Raw genomic sequence first — 26,078 nt, 5'->3', positions numbered from 1 at the left:
GGCTCCCGCCCGTGCGCTGCTATGCTCGGAGCCGATGAAGCGCGCTTCGGAGCCGGGGGGACAACCGGCCATGCTCTCGCTGTTCGTGTTCACCGTGGCTGCGCTCCTCTTCGGCTCGCCGCTGCGCCAGTTGTGGCTGCGCGAGGGCGCGCCCTGGTACCAGCCCTTCGCCGTGTGGCTCGGTGTCATCGCACTCGGAGCGTGGGCCGCGCGCCGGAGCGGCCATGACCCTTGAGCTCGGCACGCTCGTCGTCGCCTCCCTCGCCTACCTGCTGGTGCTGTTCCTCATCGCCTACGCCGCCGAGCGCGGGCGCATCCCCTCGCGCGTCACCCAGCACCCGCTCGTCTACGCCTTGGCGCTCGGCGTCTACGCCACCTCCTGGTCCTACTTCGGCAGCGTGGGCTACGCCTCCCAGCACGGCTTTCGCTACCTCGGCATCTACCTGGGCGCCACCCTCTCCTGCCTGCTCGTCCCCGTGCTGTGGCGCCCGCTGCTCAAGCTCACCCGGGAGCTGCGGCTCACCTCGCTCGCGGACCTCTTCGCCTTCCGCTACCCGGGCCAGGCCACCGGCACCCTGGTGACGCTGGGGCTGCTGGCCGGCACCCTGCCCTATCTCGCCCTCCAGGTGCGCGCCATCGTCGAGTCCGCGCGCGTCCTCAGCCCCTCGGCCTCGGCCACCGTGCTGGGCCTGGGCTTCTGCATCATCACCATCGTCTTCTCCATCCTCTTCGGTGCCCGCCACCTGACCCCGGGCGAGCGCCACGAGGGCCTCGCGCTCGCCATCGCCTTCGAGTCGCTGGTGAAGGGCGTGGCCCTGGTGCTCGTGGGCGCCTGGGCGGTGGTCTCCATCTTCGGCGGTCCGGGTGGACTCCAGTCCTGGCTGGACGCGCACCCCGAGGCCCTGCGCGCCATGCAGCAGCCCGCGCGCGAGGCCTCCTGGACACCGCTGCTCGTGCTCTCCTGCGCCGCGGCCTTCCTCATCCCGCGCCAGTACCACGTCGCCTTCACGGAGAGCCCCGAGCGCGACGCGCTCTCCACGGCCACGTGGGCCTTTCCGCTGCTGCTGCTGTTGATGAACGTGGCCGTGCCGCTCGTCCTCTGGTCCGGCACCGCGCTGGGCCTGACGGGGCCGGCGGACTTCCACGTGCTCGCGGTGCCCGCGTCGCGCGGTGCTCACGCGCTCGCGCTGCTGGCCTTCCTCGGCGGCATCTCCGCCGCCAGCGCCATGGTCATCGTCACCACCCTGGCCATGGCGCCCATGTGCCTCACCCACCTGGTGCTGCCGCTCGGCTACGCGCGCGCGCCGGGCAACCTGTACCGCCGGCTGCTCTGGGCGCGGCGCGTCCTCATCGCCGCCATCATCCTCGCGGGTTACGGCTTCTACCTGCTGCTCGACAGGAGGGCCGCGGGACTGGTGGACCTGGGGCTCGTCTCCTTCGTGGGCGTGGCGCAGTTCATCCCCGGGCTGCTGGGCCTCCTCTTCTGGCCCCGGGCCACGCGCGTGGGCTTCCTCTCGGGCCTGGCCGCCGGCACCACCGTGTGGGGCGTGCTGTTGCTGCGGCCGCTGTGGCTCGGCGGCGGCCTGCCCCCGGGAGCCACGGCGCTGGCGGCGCTCCTGGGCTTCTCCACCGTCGAGCCCTGGGGCTTCGTCACCTTCACCTCCCTCATCCTCAACGCGCTGGCCTTCGTCGGCCTGTCGCTGGCCACGCGGCCCTCCTCCGAGGAAGCCGAGGCGGCCCGGCTGTGCGCGCGCGAGGCCCCGTCGCTCGCCGCTGGCAGCGTGACGGCCGGCTCTCCGGAGGAGTTCCGCCGCCAGCTGGCCCCCGTGCTCGGCCCGGACGCCGCCGTCGCCGAGCTGGACCGGGCACTCGCCGAGCTCGGGCTGTCGCAGGGGGAGCGCCGCCCCGCCGAGCTGCGCCGGTTGAGGGATCAGATCGAACGCAACCTGTCCGGCCTGCTCGGCCCGGTGCTGGCGCGGCTGGCGGTGAGCGAGGCGCTGCAGGTGGACCCCCAGGCGCGCACGGCGCTCGCCGAGCAACTGCGCTTCGTGGAGGAGCGGCTGCGGGACGCGAGTGGGATGAAGGGCCCGGTGCGCGAGCTGGAGGCGGTGCGGCGCTACCTGCAGCGCATCCTCGAGGAGCTGCCCCTGGGCGCGTGCGCGCTGGGACCGGACCAGGACGTGGTCATCTGGAACGCGGAGCTGGAGCGGCTGTCCGGGCTGAAGTCCGAGGAGGTACGAGGCCAGACGCTGTCACGCCTGCCTCCGCCCTGGGGTGAGCTGCTCTCCGGCTTCGCCTCGGGCCCGGACGCGGACGCGGAGGCGCAGGTGCGGCTGGACGGACGCGAGCGCATCCTCCGGCTGCACCGCTCGCTAGCCACGCCCTCGGGAGCCTCGGAGGCGGAGCCCGAGCGCCTGGAGGGCGCGGTGCTGCTGCTGGAGGACCTGACCGAGCGCAAGGCGATGGACGCGCGGCTGGCTCATCAGGATCGGCTGGCCTCGGTGGGACGGGTGGCGGCGGGCGTGGCGCATGAGATTGGCAACCCGCTGACGGCGATCACCAGCGTGGCGCAGAACCTCCGCTACGAGGAGGATCCGGCGGAGATTCAAGAGCGGGTGCAGCTCATCCTCCAGCAGGCGAAGCGCATCGACGCCATCGTGCGGGCGCTCGTCACCTTCAGCCACGCGGGGGCGGCGGGAAGCCAGGGGGAGCCCATCACCCGGGTGCCACTGGCGCCGCTGCTGACCGAGGCCGCGCAGCTCTCGCGTCTGGGCCGCAAGAGCGCGGACGTGCAGTGCGTGAGCCACTGCCCCGAGAGCCTGGAGGTGGTGGGGAACGCACAGCGGCTGGTGCAGGTCTTCGTGAACCTGGTCACCAACGCCATCGACGCCTCGCCACGAGGTGGCCTGGTGGAGCTCTTCGCCGAGGAGGCGGGAGAGCAGGTACGCGTGCGCGTGGTGGACAAGGGCCACGGGATTCCTCCCGAGCTGGCGCAGCGCATCTTCGAGCCCTTCTTCACCACCAAGCAGCCTGGAGAGGGAACGGGGCTGGGGCTCGCGCTGGTGTCCAGCATCATCCGGGAGCACGGAGGCACGCTGGAGGTGGACAGCCAGCCCGAGGCGGGCACCACCATCCGCGTCACCCTTCCAAAGGCGATGGCTCGACATGACCCGGCCCCGCCTGCTCCGGTGTCATCCTGAAGGCTCAGGGGGTTGGATCTCCCAGCACCTGCCGGAGCTCGCGGAGGAGCTCCAGGAGCTTCCGGCGACGCGTCTCGGGGAATCCGTCGAGCACCTCCTCGAAGTGCTCGAAGATGAGGGGAGGCAGGATGGTCTGCAGATGGCTCCCCTCCCGTGTGAGCTCCACACGGAACGAACGCCCGTCCTTCGGATCCTCCACCCTGCCAACCCACCCTCGCTTCTCCATGCGGGAGAGCATCCGGGAGATGGAGGGGAGATCCTGCAGGGTCACGCGAGCGATCTCCGAGGGAGACAGCGGGCCGTGCGCCCAGAGGGATGCAAGGGTCTGCCACTGCTCGGGCGTGAGGTCGTGCTCCCTCAAAGCTCGGATGAGCTCTCGACGGAACAAGAGCGCTGCGCGATAGAGGTTGTATCCAAGCTGGTCGTTCAGTTCCACGGCGTCCTCCGCATCGATGATGCCCGGTCGCGCCGGTGGCGCCAATCGAGGGGGTCGCCGATTCTCCTTGTCGTGCCACATGACCGGCTCCATCTATCCAGAAACACTTGTCCGCACAATTGAATCTTGCCCCTCCCCTCCCCTCTCCGTATAGTTGTCCGAGCAACAATACAATGTAAGGGGGTCGACATGCAGCGATTGGAAGTCGTGGTCCGGTGGCTGATGGGGGCGGTATTCGTGCTCTTCGGAGCGAGCAAGTTCTACCCGTTCATGCCAACCCCCCCCGTGCCGCCAGAGGCCGCCACGTTCATCGCGGCCCTGATGACCAGCGGATACATGTGGCCGCTCCTGGGAGTCATCGAGGTCATGGGGGGAGCCCTGCTGTTGTCCGGACGGTACATTCCCATCAGCGTGGCCATCCTGGCCCCGGTGATCACCAACATCGCGCTCTACCTGCTGCTGCTCGCGAAGACGGGGCCGGGAATGGTCATGGCCCTCTTCCTCGTCTCCTGCGAGCTGTTCCTGCTCTGGCGTTACCGGCAGCGCTGGGCGCTGATGGTGGCCGCATGAAGGACACCGCCACGCTGCCGACGGCACTCCTCGCCGCCTGGCTCCTCGTGGGATGCGAGGCACCGGACACCGTGCTCGCGAAACATGGATGTTCCTCGTGCCACACGCCGTCCACCGAGGGACTGGGCCCCTCCCTCCGCCTCATCTCGACGCACTACTCCTCGCGGGAAGAGCTCGTCCAGTTCCTCGAGGGGAAGAGCGCTCCGCGGGTCTCCCCGGAAGGTTTCGAGGCGATGAAGCCCATGGTGGAGAAGACCCGCGCCCTGACGCCCGAAGAGCGCACGCGCATCGCCGAGGCAATCCTCCGACACCGCGCCGGTTGATGGAAGACGGAACACCCCTCCGCCCGCTGCCCGGGCGTGAGCTCCCCCTCAAATCCTGACTGATAGCCGCCGCCGGCTGAATCCTGACAGCCGTGCACCATCACCCGGGATTGACTCTCAAATCAAAGACTCCCAAAGCGGAGAGACGCAAATTTTGCTGGTCTCCAACCGCGAAACGAAACATCTGCGCGGAGACGCCACACCCCAACTCCTCCCACTCCTAGCATTCCAGGCGACTTGAGGATCTCCCGAAGCTGGCACCCGCGTTGCACAAAAGAAAACAGCATTGCCAAGCGGTATGATTGTCTGCACAATAAAAATCAGTGAGAGCGGACTTCTCCACTCTCTCACGTTCTCAAAAGCCATCAACACGTCAAAAGCCTGACGTGTGAGCACCTCCGCGCACGCCCTCTCCATCCGGCGTTACCGGTTCACAGAAAGTTCACATGCTGGCCATGGCAAAGTCTCACAACTCCGAGAGCACCGTCCGAGGATTCATCCTGCAATTGAGGGACAATGGCTACACAGCGCAACAGATCATCGCTGTCGCCAACGAGATCCTCGATTTCGTCATCAATGATCTGAAACAGCAGGTCCCGCCGGCCGCCGGCCTCGAGAGCGACGGCACGCACAAGGGACAGTGAGCGCCACGACATGAAGAACCGCATCCACGCCATCCTCGGCACGACCGCGCTCCTCCTCATCCTGAGCTTCTTCATCACGTCCAGCATCGTCGAGCTCTCGGGCAGGACGGATTGGATCCTCGCCGCCAAACGCTACATCGCCTATGCGCTCGTCTTCGCGGTTCCCTGCATGATCGCGACGGCGGCGGTGGGGCGCTCGCTGGCCGCCAACCGCAAGAGCGCCCTCATCCAGAAGAAGCAGGCCCGGATGCGGTTCATCGCCTCCAATGGATTTCTGGTGCTGACCCCCCTGGCCATCACGCTCTACATGCTGGCGCTACGTGGCTCCTTCGGCACGCTGTTCACGGTGCTCCAGCTCGTGGAAATCCTCGCGGGGGCAACCAACATCTACCTGCTCACCCTGATGATGCGGGATGGCTTCAATCTGAGCGGCAGGCTCATCCCCCGCCAGACTTCCAGAATCGAGTAGTCCCAGCCGCGACCGTCTTTCGCCTCGAACCCACCTCCTCTCCTCGTTGCCGCCAGCCGGCGGATGGGGAGAGCCACTCCCGGAATCCGCCATGGAAACCTCCGTCAAGAACGAGATCATCATCAAGCAGACCCCCGACATCGTCTATCGCTGCTGTACGCAGGTGGAGTCCTGGCCCCAGGTCTTCCCCACCTGTCTGTCGGTGAAGCAGAGCGCGGTGGGCGCGGACACGCGAGAGGTCATCATGGAGATGACGGTCCGCAACGCCTTCGGCACCAACACCATCCGCTCGCACCGCCACTATGCGCACGAGCGTCAGCACATCCAGTTCAAGATGATCACCGTGCCGCCCCAGTTCGCTGGAATGCACGGCACCTGGAGCGTCGAGCCCTGTGAGGGTGGCTCCAAGCTGGTGGTCATCCACACTTTCGAGCCGGCGCAGCCCACCGTGCAGGCCCGGGAGGAGCTGGGGCGGAACGTCTACTCCAACACCGCGCAGGTGCTCACGCACCTCAAGGACTGGGCCGAGCGCCAGTAACAACCTCCACCCGCCTCACCTTCAAGGAGCACCATCACATGCAGAACGTGGCGAAAGACCCTGGCCAGTCCGTATCGAACGAGCTCCCGCAGACCCGGAGCCTTCCAGTGGAAGCCTTCCACGCCTGGGAGGCGTTCTTCACGCGCCTGGTCTTCGCCGGGCTGGACTGGGGAGACGCCACCATCGCGCTGGAGGGCTTCAAGCCCGGCGCCCCGGGCAAGGTCGACTGGCGGGACTGGCATGACCGTTGGCTGAAGCTCGGGAAGGACTACGAGCAGTCCGCGGAGAAGGCCCTGGCCGCGGGCCACCACCTCACGGCCCGGCAATGGCTGCTCAAGGCCGCGGCCGCCGGCCACTTCGCGGAGTTCATGTACTTCGACAACCCGCCACTCAAGCACGAGACGCGCATGTGGGTCACCCGCGTCTTCCACCGGGCCATCCCCTATCTGGAGTACCCCACGGAGCCGCTCACCGTGGCGTACAAGGGCCACGCCCTGCCGGCCTACTTCATGCGCCCGGCCACCCCGGGCCCCCACCCCTGCGTCATCCTCGTCAATGGTCTGGACTCGGCCAAGGAGGTCGAGCTCTTCGTGTTCGCCCAGACGTTCCTGGCGCGGGGCATGGCGGTGATGCTCTTCGACGGCCCTGGCCAGGGTGAGCTCATCGGCGTGGAGCCGCTGACGCCCGACTTCGAGCACGTGGTGGGAGCCGTGCTGCGGAAGATGCGCGGCAACAGTGGCATCGACCTGAACCGGATCGGCATCTTCGGGGTGAGCTACGGCGGATATCTGGCCAGCCGGGCGGCGGCCTTCCACCCCCAGGACATCAAGGCCTGCATCAATCTGGCCGGCACCTTCGACCTCGAGAACTACCTGAGCATCAACCCCCGGGTTCGCACGGACTTCCGCTTCGTCTTCAAGCAGAAGGACGACGAGGCGATGAACCTCCTGGCCCGTGAGCGTCTGCACTTGAACGACGCCCCCGCCCTCACCGCCCCGCTGCTGTGCATCCATGGCGAGCAGGACAACGTCTTCCCCTTCGTCGCCTGCAAGCGTTTCAAGGACTGGGCCCGGGGTGGATTCGAGCTCATCTCCTATCCCCGTGAGCGGCATGTGAGCACCAACTACTTCGCGGACTTCATCCCGCGCTTCGGCGACTGGATGGCCCAGAAGCTCGGAGCCACCGCTCCCCTCCCTGCCGGCGCCCGGCGCTGAGAGCACCCCTCCCACCATGTCTTCTCCAGCCTCGCGGACTTCCGCGTCCAGCCCCGCGCAACGGTTCATCGATCTGAGCGTTCCCGTGGATCCACGGTACTGGGAGCCAGAGCCCGTCACGGTCAAATACATCGACCACCGGAAGGGGGCCGACCTGCTCGGCAAGGGCCTCATCCACGCGGTGCGTGGCTCCTGGTTCGCCACGGTCCGCGAGTGGCTCAAACACCACCTCGGCAAGGGGCTCGACCATCGCAACTTCCCGGACGGCAAGGGTCTGTCGTTGATGCACTACTACCTGACGACCCACACGGGAACCCACATGGACGCGCCGTTCCACTACGGCGACAAGAATGCCCAGGGGGAGAAGGCGCGCACCATCTGTGAGGTCCCCCTGGAGTGGTGCTTCCGCGATGGGGTGGTGCTGGATGTCCGCGGGCCGGCGGAGCAGGGACCCGTCACCCAGCAGGAGGTGGCCGCCGCGCTCGAGCGGATCGACTACCGCCTCAAGCCGCTCGACGTGGTGCTGCTGTACACCGGCGGGGATGCCCATCTGGGCAAGCGCGAGTACTTCACCCACTTCCGGGGTGTCACTCGCGCCGCCACGGCCTGGCTCATCGAGCAGGGAATCCGGGTGATTGGCATCGACAGCTTCGGCTTCGACGCGCCCTTCCCCCGGATGATCAACGCCTACCTGCGCACCCGGGACCCGGGAGAGTTGTGGCCCGCCCATCTCTTCGGCCGGGAGCGCGAGTACTGCCAGCTCGAGCGGCTGGCCAATCTGGGAGGGATCAGCCAGCCCCATGGATTCAAGGTGGCGTGCTTCCCAGTGAAGTTGGCGCGTGCCGACGCGGCCTGGTGCCGCGTCGTGGCGATTGTCTGACGCAGGAGAGGAGACACCGATGCACCTGATGGAACACCATATCGAGATCGATGCCGACGTCGAGGCCGCCTACAAGCTCTGTCTGGAGGTCGAGCGCTGGCCCCAGATCTTCCCGCCGTGCAAGGCCGCCAAGGTCATCGAGCAAGACGAGCGCTCTCAGCTCATCGAGCTCACCGCGCTGGCCAACGGCCAGCCGATGACCTGGCGCTCGCGGCGGGAGCTCTTCCGCGACTCGCGTGTCATCACCTTCCGGCAGGTCAAGCCCTCTCCCCTGCTGAGCTGGATGGAAGGTGTCTGGCATTTCTTCCCCCTGCGCAAGGGCACCCTGGTGGTGCTGGAGCATCGCTTCGACATCAAGGAGCAGCTCGACCCCAACCACGGCATCCAGGGCGTCACCAACCCGAGGGAGGCGCTGGAGTTCATGACGCGCTCGGTGGACACCAACAGCCAGCGTGAGCTGTCCGCCATCAAGGAATACCTCGAGCGAGATCCTTCCAAGAGCGCCACCCATGCGTGGCGCAGGCAGTTCGAGGAGCAGCTGGTCATCGCCGCCCGGCCCGAGGCCATCTTCGAGCTGCTGAAGCGGGCGGACGAGTGGCCCAGGCTCCTGCCCCACTGCCACTCCGTGGAGATGGTCTACGACGACGGCCACCACCAGGAGTTCATCATGACCGTGTCCACCCAGGCTGGCCAGGAGCGCATCCGCACCGTGCGCCACTGCAATCCCTCCTCCTGCGTCTCCTATTTCCAGTCCGAGCCCCCTCCGTTGATTCGCATCCACACCGGCGAGTGGCTGCTGGAGCCGGTCTCCGGCGGAGTGCGCGTCACCTCCCGGCACCTGGTCGAGCTCAAGCCCGACAAGGTGAAGCAGTTCTGGGGGGAGCTGAGCGCGGGGGAGGCACTCGACCGCGTCGAGAAGGCCATCAACGCCAACAGCCGCGGAACCATGCAGGCCATCCAGAAGCGGCTGTCAGCCTGAAGCCAGCGGCAAGCACATCACATCCCAGAAAGAGAAGAACCCATGCAGCAGACGGCCAGGAACGAGAGCAACAACCGGAAGCGGGCGCTGGTGACGGGGGCGGGTCGCGGCATTGGCAAGGCGGCGGCCCTGCGGCTGGCGAAGGATGGATTCGACGTGGCGCTCGCGGCGCGTACGCGTGAGCAGCTCGAGGAGGTGGCCTCCGAGATTCGAGCGTTTGGCGTCCGGGCGGTCATCGCCCAGTGCGACGTGCGCTCGCCGCAGTCCATCTACTCGATGGTGAATGACGTGGTCTCCTCGCTGGGAGGCATCGAGGTGCTCGTCAACAACGCGGGCCGCCCCGGCGGTGGCACCACCAGCGAGGTGGAGGATGAGCTGTGGCGGGAGGTCATCGAGACCAACCTGAACAGCGTCTTCTACGCCACCAAGGCGGTGCTCAAGGCCAGCCCCTCTCTCCAGAGCATCATCAACATCGCCTCGACGGGCGGCAAGCAGGGCGTCCTCCATGGCGCCCCCTACAGCGCGTCCAAACATGGCGTGGTGGGCTTCACCAAGTCGCTGGGCCTGGAGCTGGCGAGCAAGGGCATCACGGTCAACGCGGTGTGTCCGGGCTTCGTGGAGACCGGGATGGCCGAGAAGGTCCGCGGCAACTACGCGCGCATCTGGGGCGTACAGGTGGAAGAGGCCAAGAAGCGCATCGAGCAGCGCGTTCCCATCGGCCGCTACATCACCCCCGAGGAGGTGGCGGACATGGTGGCCTACCTCGCTTCCGACCACGCCAGGGGCATCACCGCGCAGGCCATCAACATCTGCGGCGGTCTGGGCAACTACTAGCAACTCGCCATCCGGAGCGGCAACAGGTGAAAACACATAACAACAAAGAGCGACGTGTCGTCGTTACCGGGATGGGCATCATCGCCCCGAACGGGATCGGCCTGAACGATTTCTGGAGCAACACCCTGGAGGGAAGGTCCGGCATCTTCGAGGTGGACCGGTTCCCGCTCGATGGACTGAGGTCCAGGATCGCCGGACTGGTGAAGGACTTCCGGCCGCGGGATCTCGGGCTGAAGGAGGAGCAGATCCGCCGGCTGGACCGCTATGCCCAGTTCGCCCTGGCGGCGGCGCGCATGGCCACGGGGGACTCGAAGATCGACTTCCAGAAGCTGGACCACGAGCGGCTGGGCGTGTGCGTGGCCAACGCCATCTGCGGCACCCGCTTCATGGAGGAGGAGTTCCTGGTGCTCACCGAGGGGGGCACCGCGCCCCTGAACGGAGCGTGGGCACAGCGCTGGCTCTACCAGGGCGCCACCTTCAACGTGGCCTCGGCGGAGCTCGCCACCGAGTACAAGGCATTCGGGCCCTGCTTCACCCTGAGCACCGGCTGCACCGCGGGGTTGGATGCCATCGGGTTCTCCCTGGACCGCATCCGCTCGAACGAGGCGGACGTGATGATCTGCGGTGCCTCCGAGGCGCCCATCACCCCCATCGCCATGGGAGCTTTCGACGTCGTCGGCGCGCTCTCCAGCAAGCGCAACGCCGCTCCGCACCAGGCGTCGCGTCCCTTCGATGCCGACCGCGACGGCTTCGTGCTCGGCGAGGGTGCCGGCATCCTCATCCTCGAGGAGCGCCAGCACGCCCTGCGGCGCAACGCCCCCATCTACGCCGAGGTGCGAGGGTTCGGCTCCTGCAACAACGCCTTCCACATGACGGACCTGCCGCCGGACGGTCACGACCTGGCGCGGGCCCTGCGCGCGGCCCTCGAGGACGCCCGCGTCCGCCCCCAGGAGATCAGCTACGTCTCCGCGCACGGCAGCTCCACCCGGCAGAACGACGTCAACGAGACGACGGCGCTCAAGGAGGTGCTCGGCAAGCACGCCTATGAAATCCACGTCAGCTCGCTGAAGTCCATGGTGGGCCACCCCCTGGCCGCCGCCAACGTCCTCGAGAGCATCTCGGCCCTGCTCGCCCTGCACACCGGGAAGCTCCCTCCGACGATCAACTACGAGACGCCCGACCCGGCCTGCGACCTGCACTACGTGCCCAACAAGAGCATCCAGCAGAAGCTCGATGTCGTCCTCAAGGAGGCGAGCGGTTTCTCTGGCATCCACAGCGCCGTCGTCTTCTCGAACCCTGATTTCGTTGGAGGTCTGCGATGAGCCGCCGCGTCGTCATCACTGGCCTTGGAATGATCACCCCTGGCGGTATCGGCAAACGCAACGCCTGGGCGAGTACCCTCTCTGGGAAGCAGTCCATCCGCCCCCTCACCGGCGACCCGCTGGCGGAGCGCTCCGGCTGGGAAGGAGGCGCGCTGGAGGCCTTCAGCCCCTCCGACTTCATGCCCATGCGGTTGGCACGCAAGCTCGACCCGTACACCCAGTATTCGGTGGCCGCGTCGAAGCTCGCGCTGGAGGATGGCTCGGTCGACCTGCAGAAGGTCGACCGCGAGCGCTTCGGTGTCTTCGTGGGCAACTGCCTCGGTGGCTGGGATTTCACCGACCGGGAGCTGCGCAAGCTTCACACCCTGGGCTACAAGGAGCTCAGCCCCTTCCAGGCGACAGCATGGTTCCCCGCCGCTCCGCAGGGGCAGATCTCCATCCTGTTCGAGCTCCGGGGCCACAGCAAGACGCTGGTGTGTGACCGCGCCAGCGGCCTGGTGAGCATCGGCTATGCGGCGCGCACGATCGCCCAGGGCTCCGCGGACATCATCCTCGCGGGTGGAGCGGAAGCCCCCCTCACGCCCTTCGCCTACCTGGCCTGCGTGACGGAAGGAGTGATCGCCGGGGGTCAGGACGCCACCGCGCCCCGGGCCTACCGCCCGTTCGACGTGTCGCGGCAGGGCCTGCTGCCGGGTGAGGGCGCCACCTTCCTGCTGCTCGAGGAGCGGGAGCACGCCCTGCGGCGCGGTGCCCATGTCTACGCGGAGATCGACGGCTTCGGCCTGTCGAGCGACGCGTGCCACCCGGCCACGCTCCCTCCCGAGGAGGGAGGCCTGTCGCGCGCCATGTCCGGCGCCTTGAAGGATGCCGGGCTCGAGCCCAGGGACATCCACCTGTTGCTGGCGGACGGGCTCGCCACCCGGGAAGGAGACCAGCAGGAGGCCACCGCCATCCAGAAGGTGTTCGGAGACCTCCGCCACCGCCTGCCCGTGACTGCACCCAAGTCCATGACCGGCCACCTGTATGGGGCGGCCGGGGCGCTGGACACGGCCTGGGGCGCGTTGGCCCTCGAGCACCGCCAGCTCCCGCCCACGGTCGGCCTGAAGCAGCAGGATCCGAGTCTGGGATTGTCCGTGGTCACCCAGGCCACCGCCGTCAACCAGCTGGATGCCGTCCTGATCAACTCGCGCGGCTCCGGCGGCATGAACGCGTCCCTGGTCATCCGCCGCGACTCGGGCAGGTAGAGAAAACAAACCCCACAACACATCGAGGACATTCCCATGCCGCAAGAGGTCGAATCGAAGATCAACAGCATCCTGTCCAACCTGCTCGAGCGGAAGATCGAGGAGATCAACGCCAGGATCTCCCTCAAGGACGATCTGGATGTGGACTCGACCGAGATGGTCGAGATCTGCAGCGCCCTGGAGAAGGCTTTCAATGTCGAGATCGACGACGGGGTCGAGAAGAAGCTGAAGACCGTCGGCGACCTCTACTCGCTCATGTCGGCGAAGCCCTGACGCGGTCCACGCGGTCCCGAGGGAGCGACTCCCTCGGGCACGCACCACGCAGCACGGTACGAAGCACGGAAGTGGGAGTCATCCATGGTCATCGGCATCGGAATCGATCTGTGCGAGATCGGGCGCCTGTCCAGGGCGTTGGAAAGGCATGACGGGCGGTTCGAGGAGCGAGTCTTCACCGAGGCGGAGCGGACGTATTGCCGTGGCCGCAAGCAGCCAGGGCAGCACTTCGCGGCGCGCTTCGCGGCGAAGGAGGCCGTCATCAAGGCGCTCGGGGCCCCCGAGGGACTGCACTGGCACGAGCTGGAGGTGCTCAGTGCCGCCGACGGAAAGCCCGAGCTCCGGCTGTCCGGGGCCGCGCACCAGATCGCCCAGCAGCTCGGCATCCACCGGTTCAAGCTGAGCTTGAGCCACAGCGCCGGGTTCGCCGTGGCCATGGTCGTCGCCGAGGGTCCCAGCCCCATGGAGTACCCGCTCTTCGACAGACGCTCGGCCGCCGATGAGTTGCTGTCCGAGGAGAGCGAGTCGGTGGAGTCGCTCTCCTTCTGATGGTCCCGAAGCCGTTCCCTTCTCCTACGCGAACCTGGTGAGGATGTATGTGTGGATTCGTCGCCCTGTTGTCCAAGGAAGGGCCCATTTCCCCAGACGTACTGGCTGGCGCCACGCGTGCCCTTCACCATCGCGGTCCCGACGCGCAGCGGTACTGGCTCCGGGGAGACGGGCGCGTCGGGCTGGGGCATGCCCGGCTCAGCATCATCGATCTCAGCACCGGAGATCAGCCGCTCACCAACGAAGACGAATCCCTGCGAGTGGTCGTCAATGGCGAGCTCTACGACTTCCAGCGCATCCGGCGTGAGCTGGAGGAGCGCGGGCACCGCTTCCGCACCCGCTCCGACAGCGAGATCGTCCTCCACCTGTATGAGGAGTATGGTCCGCAATGCCTCCACCACCTGAGGGGCGAGTTCGCCCTGGTGCTGTGGGACGAGCGCAACCGGTTGCTCTTCGTGGCGAGGGACCGCTTCGGCATCAAGCCCCTCTTCTACGCCCGGCACGGCGACACGCTGTATTTCGCCTCGGAGGCCAAGGCCCTGTTCGCCGCCGGCGTGCCCGCCCGGTGGGATCATGAGTCCGTCTTCCAGTTCCACCACCTGCTCAACCCGCTCCAGGACAGGACCCTCTTCGAGGGCATCCACCAGGTTCCTCCCGGGCACTATGGGCTGGCGACGGAGGGACAGTTCCAGCTCCTGAAGTACTGGGACTTCGACTATCCGACCGAGGAAACACAGGCGGCTCCCCAGGAGACGGAGACGTACGTCGAGCGGTTCCGTACGGCCCTGGACGAGGCCATCCGCCTGCGCCTCCACGCGGACGTCCCCGTGGGCATGTACCTGAGCGGCGGGTTGGACTCGTGTGCCGTGCTGGGCCTGGCGCAGCGGCAATGCGGCAAGCCCATCCACGCCTTCACGCTCGGATTCGACCGTCCCGAGTATGACGAGTCCTCCATCGCCGAAGAGATGGCGAAGAAGGCGGGCGCGCGCTTCACGCCCATTCCCGTGCGCCAGGAGGATCTCGCCGACCACTTCGCGGATGCCGTCTGGCACGGGGAGTCCTTCCTCATCAATGCCAACAGCGTCGCCAAGTTCATGCTCAGCCGCGCCGTGCGGAAGGCGGGCTACAAGGTCGTCCTCACGGGAGAGGGCTCCGATGAGGTGCTCGCCGGCTACCCGCACTTCCGCCGGGACATGCTGCTCCACGACAAGCGGGGTCAGGATCCAGCGGCCATCGAGCGGGCCCTGGAGGAGCTCCGGGCCGCGAACCAGGTCTCGCGTGGCACCCTGCTGCCCGATGCGAACAACCCCGAGAACGCCAGCATCTCGCGGGTGCTCGGGTTCGTCCCCTCGTTCCTCGCGAGCTTCTCCAACATCGCGACCCACAGCCGAGGCCTCTTCTCCCAGCGGTTCGCGACACACTTCGCCGGGCGGGACGCCTACCGCCTGTTCCTCGGCGGATTGGATGTGCGCGGCCAGCTCACCGGGCGAGCGCCCGTCAACCAGTCGCTGTATCTCTGGTCCAAATGCGGGCTTCCCAACTACGTCTTGAGCCTGCTGGGAGACCGGATGGAGATGGCCAACTCCATCGAGGGTCGGCTGCCGTTCCTCGACCACCCCCTGGTGGAGCTCGCGCGGACGTTCCCCATCTCGCAGAAGATCCGCGGCACGACGGAGAAGTACGTGCTGCGCGAGGCGGCACGGCCCGTGCTGACGGACGCCGTCTACCGGCGACAGAAACACCCGTTCATGGCGCCTCCGTCGACCCTGTCGCAGGGGAGCCGGTTCTACGAGCTGGTGCAGGACTCACTGCGGGGACCGGCCTTCCGAGCCCTGCCCTTCTATGAGCCCCAGAAGGTCCTCGCCCTGCTCGACCGGCTGCCTGGCATGGACCTTCCCACCCGTAACGCGCTGGACCCCATCCTCCTGGCCGCCCTCAGCGCGTGTGTCCTCCAGCAGCGGTTCGGCCTCCAATCCCAAATTTCATGAATCCATGAAGAACCCCTCCTACGATGTGATTGTCATTGGCTCCGGCCACAACGGCATGACCGCCGCGGCCTATCTGGCCAAGGCGGGGCTCGACGTCTGTGTCCTCGAGAAGAGTGGCGGGCTCGGTGGCGGCTGCGTGACTCGCGAGCTGTGCGGCCCGGGATTCAAGTCCGACCCCGCGTCGACCTGCCACATCACCATCCAGGCCAACCCGCTCCTCCTCGACGACGAGCTGGGGCTGATGTCGAAGTACGGGCTCAAGTATCACTACCCGGACATCCTCTACTCGGTCGTCTTTCCCGACGACAGCTCCTTCATCTGCTACCGCGACATCGATCGCACCTGCGCATCGATCGCCGAGAAGTTCTCGGCCCGTGACGCGGATGCCTACAAGCGCTTCTGCGCATGGGCGGGGGACGGGCTGGAGATGATGTTGCCCACGATGTTCTCCGCCTGTCCGCCCACCGGACAGCTCTTCTCGATGCTCGACCAGAGCGACGCGGGACGGGAGACGATGCATGCCTTGATGCTGAGCGGCATGCAGCTGCTCGACGAGTGGTTCGAGGATGACCGGCTCAAGATCGCCATGGCCCGCCAGGCCAGCGAGGTCATCTTCGATCCGCACGAGGTGGGCACGGGGAGCCATCTCTACATGCTCACCCCGTTCATCCACCGCTTCGGCATCGGCGTGCCCGAGGGAGGAAGCGGGGTGCTCGTCGACAAGCTGGCGGAATGTCTGCGTGACCACGGAGCCACGGTGCGCACCCGGAGTGGCGTGCGGCGGATCCTCGTACAGGGCGGGAAGGCGACCGGGGTGGAGCTCGAGACGGGCGAGACGCTCACGGCGCGGCGGGCCGTGGTGTCCGGCGTCAACGTCAAGCAGCTCTTCCTCGGGATGCTCGACCCCAAGGAGCTGCCCTCCGAGATGCCCCACCGGGTGCGCCGCCTGAAGATCAATCCCTTCCAGTCCTTCTGCCAGCTCATGGCCCTCGAGGAGGCGCCCCGCTACAAGGCCGGTGAGGAGGTCAATCGCTCCGCCATGGTCGAATTCTCTCCCGCGACACGGAGGGAGTTCCGCCGCTACTTCGATGATCTCCAGCGCGGCCAGCTCCGGCCGGACGTGCCAGCCATGGTCACGCAGACGCTGTTCGATCCCACGCGCGCACCGCCCGGCAAGCACACCGGCTACCTGCACTGCTACGCGCCCTACCACCTCGAGCAGGGAGCGGAGAAGTGGGATGAAATCGAGATGGGAGTGGCCAACGAGGTGCTCTCGCACCTGGAGCGGCACACGACCAACATGAGCGCGTCGAACCTCATCCACCGGAAGATCATCAACCCGCGGGAGATCGAGCGCCGCAACGCCGCCTTCATCGAGGGGGAATCGACACACCTCGGTAACTACCTCTTCCAGTCGATGGCCCTGCGGCCGCTGCCGGGTTGGGGCCAGTACCGCACCCCCATCGACGGGCTCTACATGACGGGCTCGAGCACCCACCCAGGCGGCAGCATCAGCGCGGGCAGTGGCCGCGCCTCGGCACAAATCCTCTGTCAGGACCTGGGCATCGACTTCGAGCGCCTGGTGGCCTGAGCGACTCCTCCCGAAGCGAAGACATGGAGGCTCCATGAATCTGGAACTCGAGGGCAAGCGCGCCCTCGTCACTGGCAGCAGCATGGGCATTGGCGAGGAGATCGCCCGGACCCTGGCGGCCGAAGGCGCCACCGTGGCCATCCACGGCCGCAACGCCGAGCGCGTGCAGGCCATCACCCAATCCATCCGCGACGCTGGCGGGCGAGCAGTCCCCCTCGTCGTCGACCTCGAGCCGTCAGGAGCGGGATGGCGCCTCGCGGCGGAGGCCCGGGAACGGCTCGGCGGGGTGGACATTCTCGTCAACAACGCCCCTGGCTTCGCCATGCCCGGCTGGTTCACTCCGCCCCCCGAGGAGTGGCAGCGGACCTACCGCATCAACGTCGTGGCCTCGATCGAGCTCATCCACGCGCTCGTCCCCGCGATGAAGGAGGCACGCTTCGGGAGAATCATCCAGATCTCGAGCAACGTATCGACCCGCCCGCTCGCGGACATGGCCGCCTATGGCGCCTCCAAGGCCGCCATGAACCACCTGACCGCGAGCCTCGCGCTCGAGCTGGCAGACTCGGGCATCACCGTGAACACGGTCAGCCCGGGACTGATCCAGACCGAGTCGATGCAATCCCACATGTTCATGATGGGAGTGCATCGTGGCTGGGGCAAGACCTGGGAAGAGGTCAAGGCACACATCGTCGAGGAGTACTATCCGACGCCACAGGCACGGATCGGCGTGCCGAGGGACGTGGCGCATGCCGTGGCCTTCCTGGCGAGCCCGCTGGCGAACTACATCCACGGCGCGCTGCTGCGCGTGGATGGAGGAAGCGCCGTGGCCGTGCCCTGAGAAAGGCCCGGCGGCTCAGGACTTCAGCACATCCCGCACCGCCTCCCGCACGCGCTCCGGCCTGGCGGGTCCGAGCCGCGCACCGGGCATGACGCGCCTCGTCAAACCGTTTGGAGGTGGAGACAGGACGGGTCCGAGGGACTACCCTTACGGTCAAGCCTTCCGAAGAACGCGCCGGGCCTCCGCGAGCGACCTCGGACAGGGGGGCAAGCACCTATGAGCCGCATCCTGGTCATCGAGGACGAGCCCGTCATCCGCACCGAGCTGCGCCGCCTGTTGACGCGGGCGGGGCACGACGTGGCCGAGGCCGGCGCCGTGCACGAAGCCGAGGCCAACCACGAGCTGGACACGTTCGACCTCATCCTGAGCGATCTGCGCCTGCCGGGCGCGGCGGGCACGGACGTCATCGCCAAGGCGCCGGGAGTGCCGGTGCTCATCATGACCAGCTACGCCACGGTGCGCTCGGCGGTGGAGGCCATGAAGCTGGGAGCGGTGGACTACATCGCCAAGCCCTTCGACCACGACGAGCTGTTGCTGCAGGTGGAGCGCGTGCTGCGCGAGGGCCGGCTGAACCGGCAGAACGCGGCGCTGAAGCGCGAGGTGGAGCGCACGTACGCGGTGAGCGGGATGGTGGGCAACTGCCTGGCCATGCGCGACGCCTTCGAGCGAATCCGCAAGGTGGCCGCCTCGCCTGCCACGGTGCTGGTGCTGGGCGAGTCCGGTACCGGCAAGGAGCTGGTGGCGCGGGCGCTCCACGCGCAGAGCCCCCGGCGCGATGGCCCGCTGGTGGCCGTCAACTGCGCCGCCATCCCCGAGGGCCTGCTGGAGTCCGAGCTGTTCGGCCACGAGAAGGGGGCCTTCACCGGAGCGCAGACCGCGCACGCGGGCCTGGTGGAGAGCGCGGACGGAGGAACGCTCTTCCTCGACGAGATTGGCGAGCTGCCCGCCCCCGCCCAGGCCCGCCTGCTGCGGATGATGCAGGACGGCGAGGTGCGACGCGTGGGAGCCACCCGTTCGCGCAAGGTGGACGTGCGCATCGTCGCCGCCACTCACCGGGACCTGCCCAAGCGCGTCCAGGAGGGCGCATTCCGGCAGGATCTCTACTTCCGGCTGCGCGTGGTGGAGATCAAGCTGCCGCCCCTGCGCGAGCGCGGCGAGGACATCCCGGCGCTCGCGAAGCATCTGTTGGAGAGGGCGTGCCAGCGGCTCAACCGGCCGCCCGCCACCTTCTCGCCCGAGGCGCTCACAACGATCACCACGCACCCCTGGCCCGGAAACGTGCGCGAGCTGGAGAACGCCATCGAGCGCGCCGTCATCCTCGCCGATGGCCCGCTCGTCACGCCCGGGCTGCTCGCGCTGGAGCCCGGTGGCAACATCACCTTCGAGACGCACGAGCTGCCAGAGCCCGGCATCGAGGGCAGCGCCTCACCGGACTCGCTGGAGGAGTACTTCCGCCGCTTCGTGTTGGAGCACCAGGACAAGCTGGGGGAGACGGAGCTGGCGCGCCGGCTGGGCATCAGCCGCAAGGCGCTCTGGGAGAAGCGCCAGCGGCTGGGCATTCCCCGCATCCGCGCCTGAGCCACGCCAGGCGCTCGCAGCTCAGGCCGGGTGCAGCTCCAGGGGGAGCACCGCGGGCCCGCGGGTCGTCACCGCCACGTTCCACTGCACCGGCCCGGGCTCGCGCACCAGCTTGGAGCAGCGCTCGAGCAGCACCTCCACGGCCAGCCGCGCCTCCAGCCGAGCCAGGGGGGCGCCCACGCAGAAGTGGATGCCATGGCCGAAGCCCAGGTGCGGAGTACCCGTGCGGTCCAGGTCGAAGCGGTGGGGGTTGGGGAAGACCGACTCGTCCCGGTTGGCCGAGACGAACTGCACCATCAGCACCGCCCCCTTGGGCAGCCGGACCCCACCCAGCTCCGTCTCCTGGGTGGTGATGCGCATGGTGGACTGAGAGGGCGACTCGAAGCGCAGCACCTCCTCGACGAACTTCGGCACAAGCGTGCGGTCCGCCTTCAAGCGTGCCCAGATGTCCGGCTGGTCCGCCAACATCAGTCCGCAGAGGCCCAGCAGGTCGTACGTCGTCTCCAGCCCCGCCACCAGCAGCAGGACGAGGAAGCCCAGCAGCTCGTCATCCGAGAGGACCCCTCCTTGAGCCCGGGCCTGGAGGAGATCGCTGACCACGTCGTTGCCGGGCTCGCGCCGGCGCAGCTCCAGGACCTGTCCCAGGTGATGCTTGAGCTCGGTCAGGGTGGCGCGCAGCTCGGCCTGCCGCTCCGTGGCATCCGGAGGAGTGATGCCGAAGCTCACGATGGCATCCGCCCAGCCTTTGAAGCGCGGCGCCAGCGAGGTGTCCAGCCCCAGCAGCGCGCTCATGGTGCGCGAGGGGAGCGTCAGACCCATCGACTCGACGAAATCCACCCGGCGGCGCGCCAGCATGTCGGCGACGATCGACTCGGCATTGGAGCGGACGAAGGACTCCAGGCGGGCCACGCCCGGGGCCGAGAAGGTGCGGGTGATGAGAGAGCGCAGGCGGGTGTGGTCCGGTGGATCCAACACCAGGATGGAGTCGCTCACCGGGTTGCGCTGCCCGAGCCAGGCGGGCTGTGTGGCCGCGCGCAGGCCCTCCGACGAGAAGATCTGCGGATTCTTGAGGACATGGAGCGCGTCCTCGTAGCGGGTCACCGCCCACATGCCACCCGGTTCCACCTGGCTGACCGGCGCTTCACGCCGCAGTGAGGAGTAGAAGGAGTGCGGATTGTTCCAGATGTTGGGGGCGTAGATGTTGGGTCGGACACTCATGCGCGAGCCTCGGGCGATGGCCCGACAATAGGGGCCGGCCCGGCGCGAGAGCCACGGCGAGCCCGAGACTCTGTATGAAAGGCACCAGCGGCTCGGCGTAGTGTCCACCTTTCGAGGACAGGTCCGCCCTGCTGCTGGAAGATGACCTTCGTCAAGGAAGCACTGGGACCAAAGCCACGGATGATCGTCCCCCGCTTGGGAGTCTTTTGATGGCAAGCCACCATTACCCGCGGATTCGCACCTGCTCACGCAGCGGGTACCTGCTGATACGCGAGGGGCTGAGCCTCGATTTCTATATGCACCGCCCTCATGCGGAGCTTTCTCGCGCAGTAATGAACGCGCTAACGGCGTACCTGCGTACGGTAGGACCAGATGCGCTCGGCCTCTATGCGGATGAGGAGGGGGACTGGCAGAAGCTGGATCATGCTGGCTGGGAGCACATCCGGGAAAAGATGAACAAGCGCCGCTGGCCCATCATCCACTTGCGAGATGCATCGAACGCGGAGGATCGGTATCGATTCCGATACTACGGGAGGCCGCTGGACAACCCATCCAGGGCTGATCGGCTGGGGATGACGTGCGCGGCGTCTTTCTGGCTCCCCACCGAGTATCTCGAGGAACATGGGCCGGAGAAGCTCCGTGAGCTGGCATTCGAGGTCGCGGGCCACCTGCCTTTCTGCTCCGGTTACGTGGGTCTTTCCTTCAACTGCGACACAGAGCTTCTGGGCGTGGAACGAGAGATTCGACAGCAGTGCTTCCGCTACCCAGGCATGGACATTCCCAAACCAGGTGATTACTCGCTTCACCTTGGCACGCAGGTGCGAGGCTCCGCGTGGATGACCTTCCTGGGCCAACCGGTGCTCGGCGAGCTGGGGGGCACGTCCGGGCTGCGCTCCCGGTTGCACTCGCCGGGAACCACCGTGCAGGACATGCAAGGTGACCGGGCCGTCGTCACCCTCGGCCCCTGGCCAGAGGCAGGTGACACCGAGCAGGGCCAGACACTGCCAGCCTACCGGGAGTTGGCGCGTGTGCTGGAGCCCTGGCTCTACCATGAGCAATCCCAGGGCGGCACCGACTTCACCCCGGAGGATCTGCGCCGCTGGGAACGTCGTTTCCTCGATTGACCCGGTCGCGGCGCGCTACCGCACCTGGGATGGGTTCTCGGGGACGACCCAGAGGTAGAGGGTGGTCCCATCCACCTCGATGGTCTTGAGCGGCTCCCATCCCTCGATGTCGAAGGCGTGCGAGACGATGCGCGTCCCCGGCTCCAGGTCCCGCAGCAGCTTGGGCTTCAGCCGGGTGTTGACGCTCGGCAGCAGGTACATCGTCACCACCGAGGCATCACCGATGTCCGCCTTGAAGATGTCCTCCTGCCGGAACTCGGTGAGCCGCTGCACGCCCGCGGACCGCGCGTTGGCCTCCGCCTCCTGGACGCGCTCGGGGTTGATGTCGATGCCCACCCCATGCACACCGTACTTCTTCGCCGCGGTGACGACGATGCGGCCGTCTCCCGAGCCCAGATCGTAGACCACGTCCCCCTGCCGCACGCCGGCCAGCTCCAGCATCGCGTCCACCAGATTCTGCGAGGTGGGCACGTACGGCACGTCCGGCGCCCGCTCGGGGAGATCCGCACGCCCCATGTTGGGGGGAACGTAGACGAAGTCCGAGGAGTCTTGCTCCTCGGGTGCCTGCGTGGCGAGCGAGCCGCCCCCGAGCCCGAGGCCCGCCAACAGTGCTACGCCGATCGCTGCCTTCCGAGTCCCCATGGTGTACGACCTCCGTGCAACGGATTCCTTGGCTGGCGAGCCTTCCGCCGCATGAGCACCAGCGGCACCAGCCCCGTGGCCAGCACCGCCACGCCAACGAGCGCCCCGGTCCCCGTGTAGGCGAGACTCGAGTAGAGGAGGTACGCGCACGTCGCGCAGAACAGCAGCGGGGTGAGCGGGTAGAGCGGCACGCGGAAGGGGCGCACCACGTCCGGCTCGCGCCGGCGCAGCACCAGCAGCGATATGCCCGTCAGCAGGAAGAAGAACCAGAAGACGGGCGCGGTGTACTCCACCATCGTCTCGAAGCCCCGCCGGGTGATGGCGCCCACGCCCACCAGCGCCAGGGAGAGCGTCCCCTGCACCAGCAACGCGTTCACCGGCGAGCCCGCCCGAGCGCTCCACCGTCCCAGGGGAGAGAACATCGGGAAGTCGCGTCCCAACGCGTAGTTCGTGCGCGAGCCCATGAGGACGGTGGCGTTGGACGAGGTGAGCACCGCCGCGCAGATGATCAGGCTGATGAGCTGGGCGCTCCCGGGCCCGACCACGCGCCGCAGGAGCTCCGCCGCCACGGCATCCGATTGCGCCACCCCCGCCAGCCCCAGCGCCTTCAGGTAGGCCACATTCACCAGCACATAGAGACAGGTGACGGCCACCAGGCTCCACAGCAGCGCGGAGGCGATGCCACGACGCGCTCCGCGCAGCTCGCTGGAGATGTAGGCCGCCTCGTTCCAACCGCCGTACGTCAGCAGCACGAACACCATCGCCAGCCCCCAGCCGGCATGGCCCGCCCCGCCAGGAGTCCCCCCGGTGACCGGTGGAGGATTGGGCGGCGGGGAGAGGAGCCCGGCGACGATGACCAACCCCAACCCCACCACCACCGCCACCGTGAGCAGGTTCTGCGTCCACTTACCCAGGTGGATGCCGGCCACGTTCAACCCGGTGAGCACCACCACCGAGAGCGCGGCGTAGACGGCGGACGAGTGGTCGCCCAGCGGCAGCAGTTGGGAGGCGTAGTCCCCGAAGATGAACCCCAGCAGCGCGATGGAGCCGGTGGGGATGACCGTCAGCCGCGCCCAGGCGAACAGGAAGGCCAACGACTCTCCGAGCGCCCGGCGCAGGTAGTGGTAGTCCCCGCCGGCGTTCGGCCAGGTGCTGGCCAGCTCCGCGTAGCACATGGCCCCGATGAGGGAGACCAGCCCGCCCAGGCTCCACAGCAGGAGCACGGTGCCCCCACCCCCCGAGTTCTGCGCCACCAGTGAGGGCGTCCGGAAGATGCCCGCTCCCACCACGATGCCCACGATGAGCGCGATGGCGTCCATGACACGCAGCGTCGGCAAGGGCAGCGCCCCGGATGGCGGCGCTCCCTGACCGTGCGCTCCGCTCGGCTGCCCCTCCCTCTGGTACCGCTCGCGCGTCATCGGCCTCCACCCCCTGGATGTGTGAAGGGATGGACACCTCCGGCAGACGGAGCAATGTGCCCCGCGGAGACCTCCGTGAACGAATGCCTGGTGGGGCTCCCGAGGGGCGGGGGGCCGGCGTTACCGGGGTGACGGGGACGTTACCTTTCGAAACATCTGACGCGGCGTGGCAGGCGCCAAGTCCGCGAGACCCTTCATGCCGCGGGCTGGAACGAGCGTTGCTCCTGGGAGGTGCGCGTGCCCACCCAAGGAGAACCCCGCACCATGTCCCAGAAGACAAAGGCCGAAGAGCTCGAAGCCCTGGCGGCGGCGCGATGGCGCGTGGCCGCCGTCCTCACCGCCGGCACGCTGGTGTCCTACTTCGGCTTCATCCTGCTCGTGGCCTTCGACAAGCCGCTCATGGGCAAGCAGCTCGCCCCGGGGCTCTCTCTCGGCATCCTGCTGGGCGCGCTGGTCATCGCCGCCGCCTGGGTGCTCACCGGCATCTACGTCCTGTGGGCCAACAACACGTACGACAAGGCCCTCCACCAGTTCCGTCGCTGACAGGGGAAACACACCAATGAATCCACAGCAGGCAGCGACCTCGATTGGCGAGCCCAACACCATCGCCATCGTCTTCTTCCTGGTGTTCGTGGGCTTCACGCTCGCCATCACGTACTGGGCGGCGCGCAAGACGAAGACGACCTCGGAGTTCTTCACGGCGGGTGGCGGGGTGAGCGCCGTGCAGAACGGCTTCGCGCTCGCCGGTGACTTCATGAGCGCCGCGAGCTTCCTGGGCATCGCCGGCCTGGTGGCGCTCTCCGGCTTCGATGGCCTCATCTATTCGGTGGGCTGGCTGGTGGGCTGGCCGGTGGTGACGTTCCTCATCGCCGAGCCCCTGCGCAACCTGGGCAAGTACACCTTCGCGGACGTGGTGGCCTACCGGCTCAAGCAGACGCCGGTGCGCATCTCCGCCGCGGTGGGCACGCTCGCCGTGGTGAGCTTCTACCTCATCGCCCAGATGGTGGGCGCCGGCAACCTCATCCACATGATGTTCGGCCTGTCCTACGAGGCCGCCGTCGTCATCGTGGGCGTGGTGATGATCCTCTACGTGCTCTTCGGCGGGATGATCGCCACCACGTGGGTGCAGATCGTCAAGGCGGTGCTGCTGCTGGCGGGCGCGACGGTGCTGGCGCTGATGGTGCTGGTGAAGTTCAGCTTCAACCCGCTGGCGCTCTTCCAGGCGGCGGCGGACCAGTACGGCCCCGAGGTGCTCGCCCCCGGCAAGCTGGTGTCCAGCCCGCTGGAGGCGGTGTCGCTGGGCCTGGCGCTGATGTTCGGCACCGCGGGCCTGCCCCACATCCTCATGCGCTTCTACACGGTGCCCAACGCGAAGGCGGCGCGCGGCTCGGTGTTCTACGCCACCGGCCTCATCGGCTACTTCTACCTGGTGACGTTCATCCTCGGCTTCGGCGCCTCGGTGCTCCTGGGCCGCGATGCCATCAAGCTCGTGGACAAGGGCGGCAACATGGCGGCGCCCATGCTGGCCGAGGCGGTGGGTGGCAAGCCCTTCCTCGGCTTCATCTCCGCGGTGGCCTTCGCCACCATCCTCGCGGTGGTGGCCGGACTGACGCTGTCGGGCGCGGCGGCGCTCTCGCACGACCTGTGGACGAGCGTGGTGCGCAAGGGCAAGGCGCCGGAGCACGAGCAGCTGCGCGTGGCCCGCCTGGCCAGCCTGGGCCTGGGCATCCTCGCCATCTTCCTGGGCATCGTCTTCAAGGGGCAGAACGTGGCCTTCATGGTGGGCCTGGCCTTCGCCATCGCCGCGAGCGCCAACTTCCCCGCCCTGCTGCTGTCCATGGCCTGGAAGGGCTTCACCACGCGCGGCGCGGTGGCCAGCATGATTACGGGCTCGGTCAGCGCGGTGCTGTTCATCTTCCTGTCGCCCACGGTGCAGGTGGATCTGCTGGGCCACACGGAGGCGCTCTTCCCGCTGAAGAACCCGGGCCTCGTCACCATGCCGCTGGCCTTCCTGGTGGGCTGGGTGGTGTCGCTGCTCTCCCCCGAGCCCACGGCGGCCGGCCGCTTCGACGAGGTGCGGCATCGCATGCACGTGGGTGCGGAAGCCGACGCGCCCGCCCCAGCGGTCACGCCCGTCCCCGTGTCCGTGCCGACCTCGAGTCCCCAGACCACCTGAGCACCGTCCCCGGCGGGGGCTGGGGCGCCT

The 26,078-nt window shown here is 67.7% G+C and carries 26 protein-coding genes; 22 read left to right on the top strand and 4 right to left on the bottom strand.

From position 1 onward, the window contains the following. Positions 1–34 precede the first annotated feature (34 nt). Positions 35–235, top strand: a complete 201-nt coding sequence (locus JRI60_RS11395) for a hypothetical protein (RefSeq protein ID WP_204225871.1) — start codon at positions 35–37, stop codon at positions 233–235. Beyond that, the gene (locus JRI60_RS54465) at positions 225–3,200 is read left to right on the top strand and encodes an ATP-binding protein (RefSeq protein ID WP_204225870.1); all 2,976 of its coding nucleotides are present in this window, start codon (positions 225–227) and stop codon (positions 3,198–3,200) included. The genes JRI60_RS11395 and JRI60_RS54465 overlap by 11 nt, the downstream gene beginning before the upstream one ends. Before the next feature lie 4 nt (positions 3,201–3,204). On the opposite strand, the gene JRI60_RS11385 is transcribed toward JRI60_RS54465, so the two are convergent. Beyond that, a complete protein-coding gene (locus JRI60_RS11385) occupies positions 3,205–3,636 on the bottom strand; it encodes a MarR family winged helix-turn-helix transcriptional regulator (protein ID WP_204225869.1) in 432 nt (143 codons plus the stop codon). Between the two features lie 189 nt (positions 3,637–3,825). Between JRI60_RS11385 and JRI60_RS11380 the strand changes: the two genes are divergently transcribed. The 17 genes from JRI60_RS11380 to JRI60_RS11300 all read left to right on the top strand — a co-directional run bounded on the left by JRI60_RS11380 (position 3,826) and on the right by JRI60_RS11300 (position 19,470). After that, positions 3,826–4,206: a DoxX family membrane protein gene (locus tag JRI60_RS11380; RefSeq protein ID WP_204225868.1), complete on the top strand. Its 381-nt coding sequence runs from the start codon at positions 3,826–3,828 to the stop codon at positions 4,204–4,206. After that, positions 4,203–4,529: a c-type cytochrome gene (locus JRI60_RS11375; RefSeq protein WP_204225867.1), complete on the top strand. Its 327-nt coding sequence runs from the start codon at positions 4,203–4,205 to the stop codon at positions 4,527–4,529. The genes JRI60_RS11380 and JRI60_RS11375 overlap by 4 nt, the downstream gene beginning before the upstream one ends. A gap of 455 nt (positions 4,530–4,984) precedes the next feature. Further along, positions 4,985–5,173 (top strand): hypothetical protein, encoded by a 189-nt coding sequence (locus JRI60_RS11370; RefSeq protein ID WP_204225866.1) that lies wholly within the window; start codon positions 4,985–4,987, stop codon positions 5,171–5,173. A gap of 10 nt (positions 5,174–5,183) precedes the next feature. Then, positions 5,184–5,642 (top strand): hypothetical protein, encoded by a 459-nt coding sequence (locus JRI60_RS11365; RefSeq protein ID WP_204225865.1) that lies wholly within the window; start codon positions 5,184–5,186, stop codon positions 5,640–5,642. Positions 5,643–5,733: 91 nt separating this feature from the next. After that, complete coding sequence (locus tag JRI60_RS11360) at positions 5,734–6,180, top strand: SRPBCC family protein (RefSeq protein WP_204225864.1); 447 nt, start codon at positions 5,734–5,736, stop codon at positions 6,178–6,180. 38 nt (positions 6,181–6,218) lie between these two features. Beyond that, complete coding sequence (locus tag JRI60_RS11355; RefSeq protein ID WP_204225863.1) at positions 6,219–7,394, top strand: alpha/beta hydrolase family protein; 1,176 nt, start codon at positions 6,219–6,221, stop codon at positions 7,392–7,394. 16 nt (positions 7,395–7,410) lie between these two features. Further along, entirely contained in the window at positions 7,411–8,274 is an 864-nt protein-coding gene (locus JRI60_RS11350; protein ID WP_204225862.1) for a cyclase family protein, read from the top strand. A gap of 28 nt (positions 8,275–8,302) precedes the next feature. Then, positions 8,303–9,253, top strand: coding sequence for an aromatase/cyclase (locus tag JRI60_RS11345; protein WP_204225861.1), 951 nt, complete (start codon positions 8,303–8,305; stop codon positions 9,251–9,253). Positions 9,254–9,295: 42 nt separating this feature from the next. Next, entirely contained in the window at positions 9,296–10,087 is a 792-nt protein-coding gene (locus JRI60_RS11340) for an SDR family NAD(P)-dependent oxidoreductase (protein WP_204225860.1), read from the top strand. A 71-nt stretch (positions 10,088–10,158) separates the two neighbouring features. Then, positions 10,159–11,409 carry a beta-ketoacyl-[acyl-carrier-protein] synthase family protein gene (locus tag JRI60_RS11335; protein WP_204225859.1) on the top strand — a complete coding sequence of 417 codons (1,251 nt, stop codon included), beginning with the start codon at positions 10,159–10,161 and terminating at the stop codon, positions 11,407–11,409. Next, complete coding sequence (locus JRI60_RS11330; protein WP_204225858.1) at positions 11,406–12,653, top strand: beta-ketoacyl-[acyl-carrier-protein] synthase family protein; 1,248 nt, start codon at positions 11,406–11,408, stop codon at positions 12,651–12,653. Before JRI60_RS11335 ends, JRI60_RS11330 begins: the two co-directional genes overlap by 4 nt. Positions 12,654–12,689: 36 nt before the next feature. After that, entirely contained in the window at positions 12,690–12,926 is a 237-nt protein-coding gene (locus tag JRI60_RS11325) for an acyl carrier protein (RefSeq protein WP_204225857.1), read from the top strand. Positions 12,927–13,010: 84 nt separating this feature from the next. Then, positions 13,011–13,475, top strand: coding sequence for a holo-ACP synthase (locus JRI60_RS11320; RefSeq protein ID WP_204225856.1), 465 nt, complete (start codon positions 13,011–13,013; stop codon positions 13,473–13,475). Between the two features lie 47 nt (positions 13,476–13,522). Continuing rightward, positions 13,523–15,463, top strand: coding sequence for an asparagine synthase (glutamine-hydrolyzing) (asnB, locus tag JRI60_RS11315; protein WP_204225855.1), 1,941 nt, complete (start codon positions 13,523–13,525; stop codon positions 15,461–15,463). Positions 15,464–15,467: 4 nt separating this feature from the next. Continuing rightward, on the top strand, positions 15,468–17,054 hold the full coding sequence (locus JRI60_RS11310) for a phytoene desaturase family protein (RefSeq protein ID WP_204225854.1): 1,587 nt from the start codon (positions 15,468–15,470) through the stop codon (positions 17,052–17,054). Positions 17,055–17,088: 34 nt separating this feature from the next. After that, positions 17,089–17,892, top strand: a complete 804-nt coding sequence (locus JRI60_RS11305) for an SDR family NAD(P)-dependent oxidoreductase (RefSeq protein ID WP_204225853.1) — start codon at positions 17,089–17,091, stop codon at positions 17,890–17,892. 216 nt (positions 17,893–18,108) lie between these two features. Then, positions 18,109–19,470 carry a sigma-54-dependent transcriptional regulator gene (locus tag JRI60_RS11300; protein WP_204225852.1) on the top strand — a complete coding sequence of 454 codons (1,362 nt, stop codon included), beginning with the start codon at positions 18,109–18,111 and terminating at the stop codon, positions 19,468–19,470. Between the two features lie 21 nt (positions 19,471–19,491). On the opposite strand, the gene JRI60_RS11295 is transcribed toward JRI60_RS11300, so the two are convergent. Continuing rightward, positions 19,492–20,688 carry a cytochrome P450 gene (locus JRI60_RS11295; RefSeq protein WP_204225851.1) on the bottom strand — a complete coding sequence of 399 codons (1,197 nt, stop codon included), beginning with the start codon at positions 20,686–20,688 and terminating at the stop codon, positions 19,492–19,494. 209 nt (positions 20,689–20,897) lie between these two features. Here JRI60_RS11295 and JRI60_RS11290 point away from each other — a divergent pair, with 209 nt between their 5' ends. Continuing rightward, positions 20,898–21,812 (top strand): DUF3396 domain-containing protein, encoded by a 915-nt coding sequence (locus JRI60_RS11290; protein ID WP_239470463.1) that lies wholly within the window; start codon positions 20,898–20,900, stop codon positions 21,810–21,812. A 15-nt stretch (positions 21,813–21,827) separates the two neighbouring features. On the opposite strand, the gene JRI60_RS11285 is transcribed toward JRI60_RS11290, so the two are convergent. Continuing rightward, positions 21,828–22,454 carry an SAM-dependent methyltransferase gene (locus JRI60_RS11285; RefSeq protein ID WP_239470462.1) on the bottom strand — a complete coding sequence of 209 codons (627 nt, stop codon included), beginning with the start codon at positions 22,452–22,454 and terminating at the stop codon, positions 21,828–21,830. Further along, positions 22,424–23,872, bottom strand: coding sequence for an APC family permease (locus JRI60_RS11280; protein WP_204225850.1), 1,449 nt, complete (start codon positions 23,870–23,872; stop codon positions 22,424–22,426). Before JRI60_RS11280 ends, JRI60_RS11285 begins: the two co-directional genes overlap by 31 nt. 264 nt (positions 23,873–24,136) lie before the next feature. Here JRI60_RS11280 and JRI60_RS11275 point away from each other — a divergent pair, with 264 nt between their 5' ends. After that, positions 24,137–24,415, top strand: a complete 279-nt coding sequence (locus JRI60_RS11275) for a DUF485 domain-containing protein (protein ID WP_204225849.1) — start codon at positions 24,137–24,139, stop codon at positions 24,413–24,415. Positions 24,416–24,431: 16 nt separating this feature from the next. Further along, positions 24,432–26,048: a sodium:solute symporter family transporter gene (locus JRI60_RS11270; RefSeq protein ID WP_204225848.1), complete on the top strand. Its 1,617-nt coding sequence runs from the start codon at positions 24,432–24,434 to the stop codon at positions 26,046–26,048. The last annotated feature ends 30 nt before the right edge of the window (positions 26,049–26,078 follow it).

It is taken from the genome of Archangium violaceum (assembly GCF_016887565.1).
GTDB lineage: Bacteria > Myxococcota > Myxococcia > Myxococcales > Myxococcaceae > Archangium > Archangium violaceum_B.
This window is presented reverse-complemented; position numbering and strand designations above follow the sequence as displayed.